The 15,524-nt window shown below is 66.3% G+C and carries 13 protein-coding genes; 3 read left to right on the top strand and 10 right to left on the bottom strand.

Annotated features, from left to right (window positions below; translation table 11 throughout):
* Window positions 1–38 precede the first annotated feature (38 nt).
* Both E3U26_RS14860 and E3U26_RS14855 read right to left on the bottom strand, forming a co-directional pair.
* Window positions 39–1,358: an NAD(P)/FAD-dependent oxidoreductase gene (locus E3U26_RS14860; protein ID WP_499106319.1), complete on the bottom strand. Its 1,320-nt coding sequence runs from the start codon at window positions 1,356–1,358 to the stop codon at window positions 39–41.
* A complete protein-coding gene (locus E3U26_RS14855) occupies window positions 1,355–1,720 on the bottom strand; it encodes a cupin domain-containing protein (protein WP_499106318.1) in 366 nt (121 codons plus the stop codon). Before E3U26_RS14855 ends, E3U26_RS14860 begins: the two co-directional genes overlap by 4 nt.
* A 103-nt stretch (window positions 1,721–1,823) precedes the next feature.
* Between E3U26_RS14855 and E3U26_RS14850 the strand changes: the two genes are divergently transcribed.
* Window positions 1,824–2,513 (top strand): TetR/AcrR family transcriptional regulator, encoded by a 690-nt coding sequence (locus E3U26_RS14850; RefSeq protein WP_052096343.1) that lies wholly within the window; start codon window positions 1,824–1,826, stop codon window positions 2,511–2,513.
* A gap of 444 nt (window positions 2,514–2,957) precedes the next feature.
* Window positions 2,958–3,383 carry a CopG family transcriptional regulator gene (locus E3U26_RS14845; protein ID WP_499106317.1) on the top strand — a complete coding sequence of 142 codons (426 nt, stop codon included), beginning with the start codon at window positions 2,958–2,960 and terminating at the stop codon, window positions 3,381–3,383.
* A 3-nt stretch (window positions 3,384–3,386) separates the two neighbouring features.
* On the opposite strand, the gene E3U26_RS14840 is transcribed toward E3U26_RS14845, so the two are convergent.
* The 8 genes from E3U26_RS14840 to E3U26_RS14805 all read right to left on the bottom strand — a co-directional run bounded on the left by E3U26_RS14840 (window position 3,387) and on the right by E3U26_RS14805 (window position 14,669).
* Window positions 3,387–3,800 carry a hypothetical protein gene (locus E3U26_RS14840; RefSeq protein WP_036760758.1) on the bottom strand — a complete coding sequence of 138 codons (414 nt, stop codon included), beginning with the start codon at window positions 3,798–3,800 and terminating at the stop codon, window positions 3,387–3,389.
* A 12-nt stretch (window positions 3,801–3,812) separates the two neighbouring features.
* A complete protein-coding gene (locus E3U26_RS14835; RefSeq protein ID WP_499106316.1) occupies window positions 3,813–5,096 on the bottom strand; it encodes a sulfite oxidase in 1,284 nt (427 codons plus the stop codon).
* A 207-nt stretch (window positions 5,097–5,303) separates the two neighbouring features.
* A complete protein-coding gene (locus E3U26_RS14830) occupies window positions 5,304–6,743 on the bottom strand; it encodes an NAD(P)(+) transhydrogenase (Re/Si-specific) subunit beta (RefSeq protein WP_116220911.1) in 1,440 nt (479 codons plus the stop codon).
* A 13-nt stretch (window positions 6,744–6,756) separates the two neighbouring features.
* Entirely contained in the window at window positions 6,757–8,331 is a 1,575-nt protein-coding gene (locus E3U26_RS14825; protein ID WP_499106314.1) for an NAD(P) transhydrogenase subunit alpha, read from the bottom strand.
* A 66-nt stretch (window positions 8,332–8,397) separates the two neighbouring features.
* Window positions 8,398–11,946, bottom strand: coding sequence for a pyruvate carboxylase (locus E3U26_RS14820; protein ID WP_499106313.1), 3,549 nt, complete (start codon window positions 11,944–11,946; stop codon window positions 8,398–8,400).
* Between the two features lie 20 nt (window positions 11,947–11,966).
* Window positions 11,967–13,013 (bottom strand): YeiH family protein, encoded by a 1,047-nt coding sequence (locus tag E3U26_RS14815; protein WP_114536170.1) that lies wholly within the window; start codon window positions 13,011–13,013, stop codon window positions 11,967–11,969.
* 180 nt (window positions 13,014–13,193) lie between these two features.
* Window positions 13,194–14,375 carry a UxaA family hydrolase gene (locus E3U26_RS14810; RefSeq protein WP_036759439.1) on the bottom strand — a complete coding sequence of 394 codons (1,182 nt, stop codon included), beginning with the start codon at window positions 14,373–14,375 and terminating at the stop codon, window positions 13,194–13,196.
* A gap of 3 nt (window positions 14,376–14,378) precedes the next feature.
* Window positions 14,379–14,669 (bottom strand): UxaA family hydrolase, encoded by a 291-nt coding sequence (locus E3U26_RS14805; RefSeq protein ID WP_036759437.1) that lies wholly within the window; start codon window positions 14,667–14,669, stop codon window positions 14,379–14,381.
* A 142-nt stretch (window positions 14,670–14,811) separates the two neighbouring features.
* On the opposite strand from E3U26_RS14805, the gene E3U26_RS14800 reads away from it, so the two are divergent.
* On the top strand, window positions 14,812–15,513 hold the full coding sequence (locus tag E3U26_RS14800) for a GntR family transcriptional regulator (RefSeq protein ID WP_052096201.1): 702 nt from the start codon (window positions 14,812–14,814) through the stop codon (window positions 15,511–15,513).
* Window positions 15,514–15,524 lie beyond the last annotated feature (11 nt).

The following is a 15,524-nucleotide window of genomic DNA, read 5'->3' as shown; positions in this document are numbered from 1 at the left end:
TGACCATTCCCTTCCCCTCCCCAGGAAGCGGGCCGTCTTCAGGCCTCGTGTCGGTTCTTGAAAATCTCATAGGCAAAGCGCGCCCTCACGCCGATGTCCAGGAAAGGCCGCGGCGGCACCGGCGACGGCGCGCCAAGGCCGATCATGTCCGAGATCAGCGGATCGTCCTCGCCAAGCGCCATGGCCGCGGCCAGCCGGCCGCTGATCGTGCCCTTGGCGACGCCGACGGCGTTCTGGCAGACTGCGCTCCAGACGTTCGGGGCGACCTGCCCGAAGCCCGGCGCGCCGTTGCGCGACAGGCAGATATAGCCGGTCCAGGTATGCTCCATGGTGACGCCCCGCAGCATCGGGAAGCGTTCGTCAAACAGGCGCTGGTGCTCGGCCCGGATCTTTTGCCGGCGTTCGTCGGACTGGCGCAGGCCGGGGCAGAAATGGATGTTCTGCCGGATCAGGATGCAGCGATCGTTGGTATAGCGCATGGTGATACCGGCAAAGGCATTGGCCGGTGTCGAGCCCCAGGGTGCGATATTGCCGAAGGCCGCCTGCTCGGCTTGCGTCAAACGACGCGAGAGGCTCGCATGCGCCGCAAAGTTCAGCAGCCTGCCCCTCCAGAAGCCGAAGCGCATGGCCAGGCCGTTCACCGCCAGGATGGCCTTGGGCGCCCGGACCGAGCCATGCGCGGTCCGAAGCATGATCGTCGGGCCGAAATCCGCCTCCAGCACCGGGCAATTCTCGTAAAGCGTGACGTTTTCCGGCAGGGTGTCGCCCAGCCCCCGGTTCAGTGCCGCCGGGTTCAGAAGCACCGTGCCGGGGGTATAGACCGAGGCCGCGAAGTGCCGCGTGCCCAGGCGCCGGGCGGTTTTCCCGGCATCCAGCCATTCGTAAGGCTCGCCCAGCCGCTTCAACTCCTCGACCGTGGGCCGCAGGATCTGCTCGGCGCCGCGCTCCGAACTGGCGGTATGGTATTTGCCGTCCTCGCTCCAGTCGCAGTCGATGCCGTGGCGCTGCACGCTTTCGCGCAGCGAGGCGATCCCCGCGCGGGCAAGGCGCAGATAGGCCCGGCCCTTGGCCAGTTCCTCGAGCGACGAGCCGACATTATGCGGCAGGTCGATGGCAAAGCCCGAATTGCGGCCGGAGGCCCCTTCGCCCAGTTGCTGCGCGTCGAACACCACGATCTTCGCATGGGGGCGCAACTCGGCCAGACGGCGCGCCGCACCCAGCCCGGCATAGCCCGCGCCGATCACCACGACATCGGCGGTGATGTCTTTGGACAGCGACGGCCTGGGTTGGCGCGGCGGCAAAAGCGCGGACCAGCCATTGGTGCGGTCGTCCTTGGGAAGCAGCGAGATCCGCGTCATGCAGCCGCCTCCGTGGCCCAGCTTGCAGGCTGGAGGCTGTAGAACACCAGCGCATCCTCCGAGACATAGCGCACCTCGGTGCCGGCGGGCAGCCAGATCGTGTCCATGGGCCCGGCTTCCAGCCGGCCTTGCGGCGTTTCGACCGCGAATGTCCCCGAGATGACCAGGATCAGCTCGTCGTATTTGACCTGCCAGGGAATGTCCGCATCCCGGAACCTCGCGAAGCCGCCCGCAAGCTCGCTGCGATCCGCAAGGCCGGCGACCTCCGCGACCTCGGCCATCGCGGGATAGGCGAAACGCGGCTGGAAATGCAGGTCGGAAAAGCGGTTCAGGCGCGCCGGCGCCTTGTCGGCATTCGTCATCTTTCTCTTCCCCACGGTCATGCCATCTGTTCTGGTGCAGAAAGGAATCGTCCAACGCCATACAGTGGTGTATTGGAAGATACAGACGTGTATGGAGCAGTCAATGAAAAAGCGCCAGCTGATAGAGCGTGTCAGCAAGGAAGCCGAGGAGGATCATGCCCAGCCCCGGCTGACACGCGCGGACTGGCTGGAAAAAGCCCTAGAAATGCTGATCCAGAACGGCATCGACGCGGTCAGGATCACCCGGCTTGCGGATCTGCTGGGGGTGACGCGCGGCAGCTTCTACTGGCACTTTGCCGACCGCAACGAATTGCTGGAGGCCATGCTGGACGTGTGGCAGCAGTCCAACACGGCCAGCGTCATTCAGGCCGCGACTGCGCCGGGCACGCTTCAGGACCGCATCCTGGCCCTGTTCATCTGCTGGTTGGATCCCGAACTGTTCGATCCGCGGCTCGACTTCGCCGTGCGCGACTGGGCGCGGGGCGATGCCGCGCTTCAGGCGGTCATCGCGCAATCGGACCAGCAGCGGATGGACGCGCTGATCGCCATGTTCGCGGCCCATGGCTTTGCCGAACGCCAGGCGATCATCCGGGCGCGCAACTTCTATTATACGCAGATGGGATATTACGCGCTGAACGTGCGAGAGCCCCTGTCGGTCCGGCTGTCCTATGTCGCCACCTATTTCGAGACCTATACCGACGAAAAGCTGGACCCGCAGGCAGAGGCCGATTTTCGCCAGAAGGTCATCGCGCGAAAAGAGCTGTGGGGCGACGAGCGCATACCTGCTCGTTGATCAAGCCGATGCATGCGCTTGGCTCGGTTCAGGCCATCAGCCGCCCCTCCTGACCGGCCGGGATCGCCAACCTGACCGCCTTTGGATTCCCGCCACGTCTTCGCCTATTATAAGAATTTCCACGTAGCCGTCGGCCACCAAGACGGGCTGGACGAGCAGATGGGTGTTCCCGAAACCCTTCTCAAACGGCGAAAGGAGATCAACACCAGGACCATCGAAAAGCGCCGCTGGCTGCATCGGCAGACCGCGGCATAGGCTGAACCCCCAACGAGCCAGACCGTCGAGCGCCAGCAGCCGATCGAGAACGAATTCGATTTCGGCGAGCCCGCCGAGGACACGGATAAGGACATCGCCCGCACCAGCTGCATGACCCGCAGGATGCTGAGCGTCGCCCGACAGGCCTCCATGGACAAAGGCGACGGGATCGAACTCTAGGAGGACGTCATGGCGAAATCACCCCGCAAGAAGCGCCTCTCGGTCTATCTCGACCCGGAGATCATGCAGGCGCTGGCCGCCCATGCCGCGCGGCGCAACCAGTCCCTGTCGCTGATCGCCGAGGCCGGGATCGCCTCCTTCCTGTCCCCCGACGCGGCGAAACGGCAGGAGGCGGCGCTGCTCCGGCGTCTTGACCAGATGGACCGGCGCCTGACCCGACTGGAGCGCGATCTCGGCATCGCCGTCGAGACGCTCGCGGTCTTCGTGCGCTTCTGGCTCACCACCAGCCCGCCCCTGCCCGAGCCCGCCCAGCAGGCCGCCCGCGCCAGCGCCGCCAAGCGCTACGACGCTTTCGTCACCACGCTCGGGCGCCGACTGGTGCAGGGGCCGCAGCTCAGGCAGGAGGTTGCGAAGGAGGTGGAGAAAGCGCCGTAGCCCTTACCGCTCGGATGAGAAGTTTGCCTTGAGATAGGCCAGGATCAGCGCCTTGGTTTCCGGCTCGGGCTCGACCATGCCCTGCGCCTCGACCATCCAGCGCCACAGCTCGTCCCAGCGATGGTCGGTGACGCGCTGCTGCTTGATGATCTCGGTCGAATGGCAGGCGACGCATTGGTAATAGGTCTCCTCGGCGCCCGCGCCGTCGGGCAGGCCGCCGAATTCCTCGTTCCCCGCCCGCGCCTCGCCCGCATCCGCCTTGGCACGGATCGCCGTCATCGGGTCGAGCGGGTTCGCGCCGGCGGGCCGGCCCGCCAGCGCCTGCATCGGGTCAAGCCTGGCCTCGGCCACGGCCTGCCCGGCGCCAAGCACCAGCACGGCCAGGGTCGCAGCCACGGTCGTCAGAATAATGCGCATCGCGATCACCCCTCACCCGACCGCGACCAGCGCGATGCGGTGCTGGATGTTGTTGGCATAGCCGCGCGGGTTCCAGACCGGCGACAGCGGCGGCTGGCCGATGCCGTCCTGGTCGGTGGCCCGCGCCCAGACCTCGTAATAGCCATGCTGCGGCAGGGTCAGCGTCGCGCGCCAGCGCTGCCAGGCAAAGCGGTTCGGCGCCGGCTCCAGCCCGGCCTCCTGCCAGGTCTGGCCGAAATCCAGCGAGACATGCACCGCGGCCACGTCGCCCTTGCCGCACCAGGCATGGCCGCGGACCTCGACCGCCTCGCCCGCCTTCACCTCGGCGCCGGTCTGCGGGAAGGTGACGATGGACTTCACCGGCATCTCGGTCAGCACCACCATGTCCTCCTCGGGCACCTCGGTGCCGGGGGCGACCGGATAGGCCGGGATGCGATAGGAATCGCCGGTCATCTTGGCGCCGTCATGTTCCCTGTCGCGGATCCAGATGCGGTCGAGGTATTTCTGCGAGGCCGAGGCCGGATAGCCCGGCACCACCAGGCGCAGCGGAAAGCCGTGCAGCGCCGGCAAGGGTTCGCCGTTCATCGCCCAGGCGATGACCGCGTCCTCCTCCAGCGCCTTTTCGATCGGCACCCCGCGCGAGATCACCTCCTTCTCCTCGTCGCCGCTCAGATGCACGTCGTTGCCGTAATGCCCGGTATAGACGGCGCTTTCCTTGACGCCGGCCTCTTTCAGCACGTCGGCCAGCCGCACCCCGGTCCATTCCGGGCAGCCGACCGCGCCGACGGTCCATTGGTTGCCCGAGGTTCCGGGCTGGAAGAAGGCCCGGCCGTTGCCGCCGCATTCGATCACCAGCCGGCGGGTGACGGTCTCGAAGCGCGACTTCAGATCGTCGATGGTCAGTTCCAGCGGGGTCTCGACCTCGCCGTCCACGGTCAGCACCCAGCCCTCGGCGTCCTGGTCCAGCGCCGTCTGCGGAACCAGCCCGTTCATGCGGATGAACAGCCGCTCATAGGGGGTGACGTCGTCGTCCAGCAGATGCGCCGGGGTCTCGGCGTTCAGCGGCCGGTCGCCCAGCACGATGAGCCCCTGCTTGCCGGCCATCAGGTCCAGGCCGGTATCCTGGGCCAGGGCGGCGGGCACGAAGCCGGCGGGCAGGTTGCGCTCGAACGGGACGGCCATGCCCAGCATGGCGCCAAGCGCGGACAGCCCCGTCGTTTTCAGAAAGCGTCGCCGCGATCCGCTCGGGGCCTCGGCATCCTGCGGGATCGAGGTGGAATCGGTTCTATCGGACATGGGTTTCCTCCGTGGCTTGGTGCGCTTTGCGCGCAACCGGCTGTCCGCAAGGCCCTCCTCCAGGACGCGCCTTGCAACTTCATTTCGGGAAAGCATTGCCCACCGGCAAAGCTATAACAACAGCAACTCGTTGTGTTTGTTGGCATATATCGGAGACACCTGAGGGCATCGAGCTGCATCGCCGCCACCAACAGCGAGATCGCCCGCTCACTCGATCATGGGGAGGAGCTGGTCGATGGACTTCTTGGCGTCGCCATAGAACATGCGGGTGTTTTCCTTGTAGAACAGCGGGTTCTCGATGCCCGAATAGCCGGTGCCCTGGCCGCGCTTGGAGACGAACACCTGCTTGGCCTTCCACACCTCCAGCACCGGCATGCCCGCGATCGGCGAGTTCGGGTCCTCCTGCGCCGCCGGGTTCACGATGTCGTTCGAGCCGATCACGATCGCCACGTCGGTCGAGGGGAAATCCTCGTTGATCTCGTCCATCTCCAGCACGATGTCGTAGGGCACCTTGGCCTCGGCCAGAAGCACGTTCATGTGCCCCGGCAGACGCCCCGCCACCGGGTGGATGGCAAAGCGCACATTCTTGCCGCGCGCCCGCAGCTTGCGCGTCAGCTCGCTGACCGATTGCTGCGCCTGCGCCACCGCCATGCCGTAGCCCGGCACGATGACGATCTCGTCCGCCTCGTTCAGCGCCGCCGCCACGCCGTCGGCGTCGATCGCCACCTGCTCGCCCTCGATCTCCATCGCCGGGCCCGCCTCGCCGCCGAAGCCGCCCAGGATCACGCTGACGAAGTTGCGGTTCATCGCCTTGCACATGATGTAGCTCAGGATCGCACCGGACGAGCCGACCAGCGCGCCCACCACGATCAGGAGGTCGTTGCCCAGGGTGAAGCCGATCGCCGCCGCCGCCCAGCCGGAATAGCTGTTCAGCATCGACACCACCACCGGCATGTCGGCGCCGCCGATGCCCATGATCAGGTGATAGCCGATGAAGAAGGCCAGCAGCGTGATCAGCACCAGCCACAGCACCGGCGCCCCGGCGGTGCAGTAAAGGATCACCGACAAGAGCGACAGCGCCGCCGCCCCCGCGTTCAGCATGTGCCCGCCCGGCAGCTTCCTGGGCTTGCCGTCGATCTTGCCGGCGAGCTTGCCGAAGGCCACGATCGAGCCGGTGAAGGTCACCGCGCCGATGAAGATCCCCAGCGCCACCTCGACCTTGAGCATGGCGATCTCGGCCGGGGTCTTGTGCGCCAGCACCGCGGCGAAGCCGTGGAACTCGGCCGCCGCGTCGGCGGCGCGGGCGCGCAGCACCCGCGAGAGCTCGAACTGGGCGTTGAAGCCGATCAGCACCGCCGCCAGGCCGACCAGGCTGTGCATGGCCGCGACCAGCTGCGGCATCTCGGTCATCTGCACCCGCTTGGCCACGACCCAGCCGATGGCGCCGCCGATGGCCAGCATGACCAGCGTCAGCCCCCAGTTGCCGTAGCCCGGCCCGATCAGCGTCGCGACCACCGCCAGCGCCATGGCCGCGATGCCGTACCAGACCGCGCGCTTGGCGCTTTCCTGGCCCGAAAGCCCGCCCAGGGACAGGATGAACAGCACGGCCGCGACCACATAGGCGGCGGTGGTGAATCCGTATTCCATGCGCCCTCTCCCCTTACGACTTCTGGAACATGGCGAGCATCCGGCGCGTGACCAGGAAGCCGCCGAAGATGTTGACGCCCGCCATCAGCACCGACAGCGCCGCCAGCACCACCACCAGCCAGCCGCCCGAGCCGATCTGCAGAAGCGCGCCGACGATGATGATCGACGAGATCGCGTTGGTGATCGCCATCAGGGGCGTGTGCAGCGAATGGCTGACGTTCCAGATCACCTGGAAGCCGACGAAGACCGCCAGCACGAAGACGATGAAATGCGACAGGAAGCTCGCGGGCGCGAACAGCCCCACCAGCAGCATCGCCGCCGCGCCCGCGCCGAGCAGCGTGACCTGGCTGCGGGTCTGGGCGCGGAAGGCGGCGATCTCCTGCGCGCGCCGTTCCTCGGGGGTCGGCTCCCTGGGCTTCTCGCGCGGCTTCTGGGCGGCGATGGCCGCGACCCTGGGCGGCGGCGGCGGCCAGGTCACGTCGCCGTCATGGGCGACGGTGGCGCCGCGGATCACGTCGTCCTCCATGTTCTGCACGATGACGCCGTCCTTGCCCGGCGTCAGGTCCGAGAGCATGTGGCGGATGTTGTTGCCATAAAGCTCCGAGGCTTGCGCGCCCATCCTCGACGGGAAGTCGGTATAGCCGATGATGACCACGCCGTTTTCCGTGACGATGCGCTCGTCCGGCACGGTCAGCTCGCAATTGCCGCCGCGCTCGGCCGCCAGGTCGACGATGACCGAGCCGGTCTTCATCGCCGCGACCATGTCGCGGGTCCAGAGCTTGGGCGCATCGCGGCCGGGGATCAGCGCCGTGGTGATGACGATGTCCATCCCGGGCGCCAGTTCGCGGAACTTCTCGAGCTGCTTTTCCCGGAACTCGGGGCTCGAGGGCGCGGCATAGCCGCCGGTCGCGGCCCCGTCCTGCACCTGGTCCTGGAAGTCCAGGTAGACGAATTCCGCGCCCATCGATTCGATCTGCTCGGCCACCTCGGGGCGCACGTCGAAGGCATGGACCTGCGCGCCCAGGCTGACCGCCGCGCCGATGGCGGCAAGCCCGGCGACGCCGGCGCCCACCACCAGCACCTTGGCCGGCGGCACCTTGCCCGCCGCCGTCACCTGGCCGGTGAAGAAGCGGCCGAAGTTGTTCGCCGCCTCGATCACCGCCCGGTAGCCGGCGATATTGGCCATCGAGGACAGCGCGTCCATCTTCTGCGCGCGGCTGATGCGCGGCACCATGTCCATGGCGATGGCGGTGACGCCCTGTTCGCGCGCCAGCTCCAGGAGGTCCGGGTTCTGCGCCGGGTAGAAATGCGAGATCAGGGTCTGCCCGCGCCGCATCTGCCGCAGCTCGGCCTCGCTCGGCGGCCGGACCTTGACCACCACCTCCACCGCCCCGACCAGCGCCGCGGCATTGGGATGCACGGTGACGCCCGCCGCCTCGTAGGCCGCATCCGAAAACCCCGCACGAACCCCCGCGCCCGTCTCGACATGCACGTCATGCCCCAGCTTGCGCAGATGCCCCGCAGAGGACGGAGTGATGGCGACCCGAGCCTCCCCCTCAAAAATCTCCTTCAATCCGCCGATCTTCACCAGGCCACCTCCCTACTGGCTTGCGTATTGCCCCTTGCATCTACCCGATGAAGAAATCCTGATTGGTCAGACCTGATCGAGCGCAGCAATCTTTGCCCTGATATCGTTGCCTCTTGCCGCTGGTTCGGAAACCTTCCTGGAAATTTCCGTGACCGCATCAATCGATGCAGGCTCCATCTCTATCATGAGGTCTTTTGCGTCGATCTGTTCGCCCGGTCTGACGTGGAGGGTCTTGATCAGGCCGGCTCTGTCGGCGTGGATGGCGGTTTCCATCTTCATGGCCTCGATGGTCAGCAGCAGGTCGCCGGGGTTGACCTTCTGCCCCTGGGCGACGGCGACCGAGGCGACGACGCCGGGCATGGGGGCGCCGAGATGGCCCTCGTTCGTCGGATCGGCCTTGGGACGGGCGGCGGTCTGCGCCTTCACCAGCCGGTTCGGCACCCGGATCACCCGCGGCTGGCCGTTCAGCTCGAAGAAGACCTTGACCTCGCCCTTCTCGTCGGTCTCGCCCACGGTCTGCAGCCGGATCTCCAGCGTCTTGCCGGGGTCGATCTCGGCCTCGATCTCCTCGCCCGGCTCCATGCCGTAGAAGAAGGCCCGCGTCGGCAGAACCCGCACCGGGCCGTATTGCCGGTGCCGGCCCATGTAGTCCAAAAACACCTTGGGATACATCAGGTAGCCGTTCAGGTCCTCGTCGTCGACCGCCTTGCCTTCCAGCTGGCGGACCAACTCGGCGCGGGCGGCCGCGATGTCGACCGGCGGCATCGCCGCGCCGGGGCGGGCGGTCAGCGGCGCCTCGCCCTTCAGCACCTTCCTTTGCAAGGCCTCGGGCCAGCCGCCGGGGGGCTGGCCCAGGTTGCCGCGCATCATGTCGACGACCGAATCGGGGAAGGCGACCTCGACCGCCGGGTCCTCGACCTGCGCCCGCGAAAGCCCCTGCGCCACCATCACCAGCGCCATGTCGCCCACCACCTTGGAACTGGGCGTGACCTTGACGATGTCGCCGAACATCCGGTTCACCTCGGCATAGGCCTGGGCGACCTCGTGCCAGCGCTCCTCGAGCCCGAGCGAGCGCGCCTGCGCCTTGAGATTGGTAAACTGGCCGCCGGGCATCTCGTGCAGCCAGACCTCCGAGGCCGGGGCCTGCAAGCCGCTCTCGAAGGCGGCGTAATGCTCGCGCACCGCCTCCCAGTAGTTGGAGATCCGGCGGATCGCCTCGATGTCCAGCCCGGTGTCGCGGTCGGTGTGGCGCAGCGCCTCGACCACCGAGCCCAGGCAGGGCTGCGAGGTATTGCCCGAGAGCGCATCCATGGCGCAATCCACCGCATCCACCCCGGCCTCGGCCGCGGCCAGGATCGAGGCGCCGCTGAGCCCGCCGGTGTCATGGGTGTGGAAATGCACCGGCAGGCCGATCTCTTGCTTCAGCGCGCGGATCAGGATGGCGGCCGAGGCGGGCTTCAAGAGGCCGGCCATGTCCTTGAGGCCAAGGATATGCGCGCCGGCATCGCTGAGCTCGCGCGCCATCCTGAGGTAATATTGCAGGTCGTATTTCGCGCGCGCGGGATCGAGCAGGTCGCCGGTATAGCAGATCGTGCCCTCGCAGATCTTGCCGCTCTCGATCACCGCATCCATGGCGACGCGCATGTTCGGGGTCCAGTTCAGGCTGTCGAAGACCCGGAACACGTCGACCCCGGTCCTGGCCGCCTGGGCGACGAAGCTTTGCACCACGTTGTCGGGATAGTTGGTGTAGCCGACGCCGTTGCTGGCCCGCAGCAGCATCTGCGTCATCAGGTTGGGCATGCGGGCGCGGATGTCGCGCAGCCGCTGCCAGGGGCATTCCTGCAGGAAGCGATAGGCGACGTCGAAGGTCGCCCCGCCCCAGCATTCGACCGAGAACAGGCCGGGCAGGTTCGCGGCGTAAGAGGGCGCCACCCGGATCATGTCGATCGAGCGCATGCGCGTGGCGAGCAAGCTCTGGTGCCCGTCGCGCATCGAGGTGTCGGTGATCAAGAGCCGCCTCTCGCCCAGCATCCAGTCGGCGACGGCCTTGGCGCCCTTTTGCTCCAGCAGCTGGCGGGTGCCGGGGGCGGGCTCGGCCGCCGGATCGGCCTGCGGCCGGGGCGGCACCGGGATGCGGGCCTCGGCCGGCGGGCGGGGGCGGCCGGCGGTCTCGGGATGGCCGTTCACGGTGATGTCGGCCAGGTAGACCAAGAGCTTCGTCGCCCGGTCGCGGCGCTTGCGGAACGCGAACAGGTCCGGCGTGGTGTCGATGAACTTGGTGGTATAGGTGTCGTCGAGGAAGGTCGGGTGCTTCAAGAGGTTGATGACGAATTCGATGTTCGTCGCCACGCCGCGCACCCGGAACTCGCGCAGGGCCCGGTCCATGCGCGCGATGGCCTTTTCCGGGGTCTGGGCATGGGCCGTGACCTTGACCAGCAGGCTGTCGTAATAGCGGGTGATGACGCCGCCGGAATAGGCGGTGCCGCCGTCCAGGCGAATGCCGTTGCCGGTGGCCGAGCGATAGGCGGTGATGCGGCCGTAGTCGGGGATGAAGCTGTTCAGCGGATCCTCGGTCGTGACCCGGCATTGCAGGGCGTGGCCGTTCAGGTGCACGTCCTCCTGCCGGGTGACGCCGGTGGCCTGGGCCAGCGTCGCGCCCTCGGCGACCAGGATCTGGGACTGCACGATGTCGATGCCGGTGACCTCCTCGGTCACGGTATGCTCGACCTGGACGCGCGGGTTCACCTCGATGAAGTAGAAGGCCTGGCTGTCCATATCCATCAGGAACTCGACGGTGCCGGCGTTCTGGTAGCCGACGGCGCGGCCGATCTTCAGCGCCAGGCCGCAGACTTCCTGGCGCTGTGCCTCGGTCAGGTAGGGCGCCGGGGCGCGCTCGACCACCTTCTGGTTGCGCCGCTGCACGGTGCAGTCGCGCTCATAGAGATGGTAGAGCCCGCCATGGCCGTCGCCCAAGAGCTGCACCTCGACATGGCGGGCGCGCAGGATCATCTTTTCCAGGTAGCCCTCGCCGTTGCCGAAGGCGGCCTCGGCCTCGCGCCGTCCCTCGCGCACCTTCTCGGGCAGCTCCTCGGGGGTCATGATCGGGCGCATGCCGCGCCCGCCGCCGCCCCAGCTGGCCTTGAGCATCAAGGGATAGCCGATCCCGGCCGCCTCGCGCCTGATCGCGTCGAAATCCTCGCCCAGCACCGCGGTCGCCGGGATCACCGGCACCCCGGCCGCGATGGCGACGCGCCGGGCGCTGGCCTTGTCGCCGAGCGCGCGCATGGTGTCCGAGGAAGGCCCGATGAAGGCGATCCCCGCCGCGGTGCAGGCATCGACGAAATCGGGGTTCTCGCTGAGCAGCCCATAGCCCGGATGGATCGCATCGGCGCCGGATTCCTTCGCGACGCGGATGATCTCGGCGATGCTGAGATAGGCCGCCACCGGCCCCAGGCCGCCGCCGATGCGGTAGGCCTCGTCCGCCTTGAAGCGGTGCAGGCTCAGCTTGTCTTCCTCGGCATAGACCGCGACCGTCTTCTTGCCCAACTCGTTCGCAGCCCGCATCACGCGGATCGCTATCTCACCACGGTTCGCAATAAGAATCTTTCGGAACATCATCCGCATCAGCGATGCCTTCAGCCAATCAGGTGGACGCCGGCCAGAACGAAACCGGCCAGGAAAATGGTCTCGACCACGACGAGGCCGATTGCGGTGCCGCCGACCTCCATCATGCGCACCAGCGACGTCTTGATCCCCACGGCAGCGATCGCCGCCAGCAAGGCCCAGCGGCTGAGTTGCTCGGCCAGGTAGGAGACCGATACGGGGATGAACCCGAAGGAGTTCAGCCCGGCCAGCACCAGAAACCAGATGACGAAGGACGGCAGCAGGGGCGGCCTGGTGCCGCCCGGCGCATCGGCATCCAGCCTGCCGGCGCGGATCGCCAGGGAAAAAACCAGCACCACGGGCGCCAGCATCGAGACCCGGATGAGCTTGACCACGGTCGCCGTCTCGCCGACCTCGGGGCTGACCGAGAAGCCTGCCCCGACCACCTGCGCAACATCGTGAATCGTCCCGCCGAGAAAGACACCCGATTCCAACGGCGTGAAGCCGAACCAGGACGACAGCGGCGGATAGGCGATCATGGCGATGGTAGACAGCACCGTCACAGCCATCACGGTAAAGGCCAGATTGCGTTCGGATTTGTCGGTTTTCGGCAGGACCGCCGCAATGGCCATGGCGGCGGAAGCGCCACAGATCGCCACTGCGCCGCCGGAAAGCAGTGCCATGCGCCAACCCCTGCCGAAGAACCTGGCCGCCACCATTCCGAACAGGATCGTCGCGACCACGCCGCCGATGACCAGCAGGATCATCACGCCGCCGAGTTCCGTCAGCATGTCGACCGAAATGCGCGCCCCGAGCAGTGCGACACCCAGCCGCAATACCGTGCGGGCCGAATATTCGATCCCCGACTTGGTGCGCGTGCCTTCCTCGGCCAGGAAATTCAGTGCCAGCCCCATCAGCAAGGCCAGCAGCATGGCAGGGGCGCCGTAATGGTCGGACAGGAACTGCGCCGTGACCGCCACGAGCAGCGAGACGGCAATGCCGGGAAACAGCTTTGCCCCGGTCTGCTTCCACCGTCCCGCGCGTCCTGATGATCGCGCTTCGTTTGCTGATTCTACCATTTGGATTGGATCCGAGCATCAAATGAGGAGTAACCGCCGGACGCAATGTCCTACGGCGCGTCCGTCACTAACGGCATGTGCCGCCGCCTTTTGGCCGCACGAAGCGGCAGGAAGAGAACGATGGAGCCAAGGGCATCCGCCAGTCCCGCCACGGCAGGGCTGGCGTTCGTCAATGATCGCTCAGGCGCTGCGATAGAGCTTGGTCATCGAGAATTCGCGATGACCCAGGGCCTCGGCAGCCGTCATGCGGCCATTCGCCGTGCGGATGATCATTTCGATCAGCGCGTCGCCAGCCTGGTCGATGGTCATCTCGCGCGTCAGCACGCCGGTCACGTCCACGTCGATATGTTCGGACATGGTGCGCAGGGTGCGCGGGTTGCCCGAGATCTTGATGACCGGAACGATGGGGTTGCCGACCACGTTGCCCTGCCCGGTGGGGAAGGTGTGGATGACATAGCCGCCCGCCGCCATCAGCGTGACGCATTCGGCCGCCGCGGAAGAGCTGTCCATGAAATAGAGGCCCGGCCCCTTGGACGGCGTTTCGGCAGGCCCCATGGCGTCGATATAAGTCGAGGTGCGCCCGATCTTTTCCAGGTTCCCGAGCGCCTTTTCCTCGATGGTGGTCAGGCCGCCAAGAATGTTGCCCTTGGTCGGCTGGCTGTCAGAAAGGTCGTCGGTCTGGTGGGCGAAGATCACGTCGTCCGAGTAGGCCTGCCAGATCTTCTTGAACTTGGCGGCCGCTTCGGGATTGGCGGCGCGCTTTTCGCAGATATGCTCGGCCCCGGTGATTTCCGAGGTCTCGCCGAAGCAGCCATAGATGCCCTGCGGCAAGAGCTTGTCATACATGTTGCCGACCGTCGGGCAGGAGGACAGGCCGGTGGTCGTGTCGCTTTCGCCGCATTTGGTCGAGATCCACAGGTCCGAGATCGGGCAGTCTTCCTTTTGCAGTTCGGACGCCCAGTGGACATATTCCTTGGCCTTCCAGCCTGCCTGGCGGATGGTTTCGAAGTCGCCCTTCTGCTCGATCGAGAAGCCGGTGACGGGCTTGCCGGTCTTGGCGATGCCGTCGACGATCACCTGCGTCCATTCCGGCTCGATCCCGATCACCACCACCGCGGCGACGTTGGGGTTCGCGCCGGTCCCGATGATGGTGCGGAAGTGCAGCTCCAGATCCTCGCCGAATTGCAGGCGGCCATAGGCGTGCGGGATGGCCAGCGTGCCCTTGACGTTGTTGGCCACCGCCTCGCAGGCCGCGTTCGAGATATCGTCGACCGGCAGGATCAGGACGTGGTTGCGCACGCCGACGCGGCCATTCTCGCGACGCCATGCCTTGACGGTCGCATTGCTGAAATCAAGAGCCATGACTTACCACCGTTTCGTTTTGCAGTTGTGGGTATGGACGTGGCCGCCAACCTCGGCATCGCCGACCATCTTGCCGATGTCCTCGTGATACTTGATGACCGTATCGCCGGCCTTCAGCGCCTTCAGCGCCACCTTGTGGCCGATAGGAATGTCGGCCTTGGCGGTCAGGCGAAAGTCCGAGTTGTCGGACGTCACGACGCACAGCATCTCGGTGCCCGCCTTCAGATCCTCGACCACGACGACACCAACGTTGTCCGCATGATCGTGGACAAGAAGTTGTGGAATATTCCTCAAGTGCCCCTCCTCTGGATAGCAGCATGAATCTACGAGGCAACAGTTATCATATACATGACATCTTATACAAGACTTATTTCATGATTTCTTGTGCGACACGCAGCCCGCATGATAGGTGTGGGCAAACCTGAAGGACCCGGACATGGCCGCACCCCTCTACCAGAAAGTGATCGACAGAATCGTGGCGCAGATCTCGTCTGGCGAGTTGTTGCCGGGCTCGATGCTGCCAAGCGAGATGCAGATCGCCGCCGAGACGGGCGTGTCGCAGGGAACCGCGCGCAAGTCGCTGATGATGCTGGAGCAGCATGGCATCGTCCGGCGCGAACAGGGGCGTGGCACCTTCGTCACGGCCCGGACACCGGACAGTTCGTTGTTCAATTTTTTTCGCTTGCGGCAGCCGGACGGGCAGATGATCCGCCCCGAACTGGTCAGCGAAGTGGTGACGAACCGCCGCGCCTTGGCGGCTGAGCGCAAGGGGTTGGATGGCGAGCCGAAGAACGTCTATGAGATCCGTCGCGTGCGCAGCCTCAAAGGCGTGCCCAGCGTGTTGGAAACGGCGGTAGTTTCGGCAAGCCGCTTTGTCGGCCTCGACCAGCGCGCACCGCTGCCGAACACGCTCTATGTACTGTATCAGCAGAACTACGGCTGCATCATCCTGCGCGCTGACGAATCGATTTCCGCGGTCCTGGCCGATGGCGAGTCCGCCGCAGCCCTGAATGTCGGCACCGGGACGCCGCTGCTCTGCGTGGACCGCGTGGCCTTCGACATCATGGGACATCCGGTCGAGCGGAGGCGCAGCCTGTGCCGGACCGATAGCCTGGCCTATCAGGTGTCGCTGACCTGAGGCGGGCACGG

This window comes from Paracoccus ferrooxidans (assembly GCF_029909815.1).
Classification (GTDB): domain Bacteria; phylum Pseudomonadota; class Alphaproteobacteria; order Rhodobacterales; family Rhodobacteraceae; genus Paracoccus; species Paracoccus versutus.
This window is presented reverse-complemented; position numbering and strand designations above follow the sequence as displayed.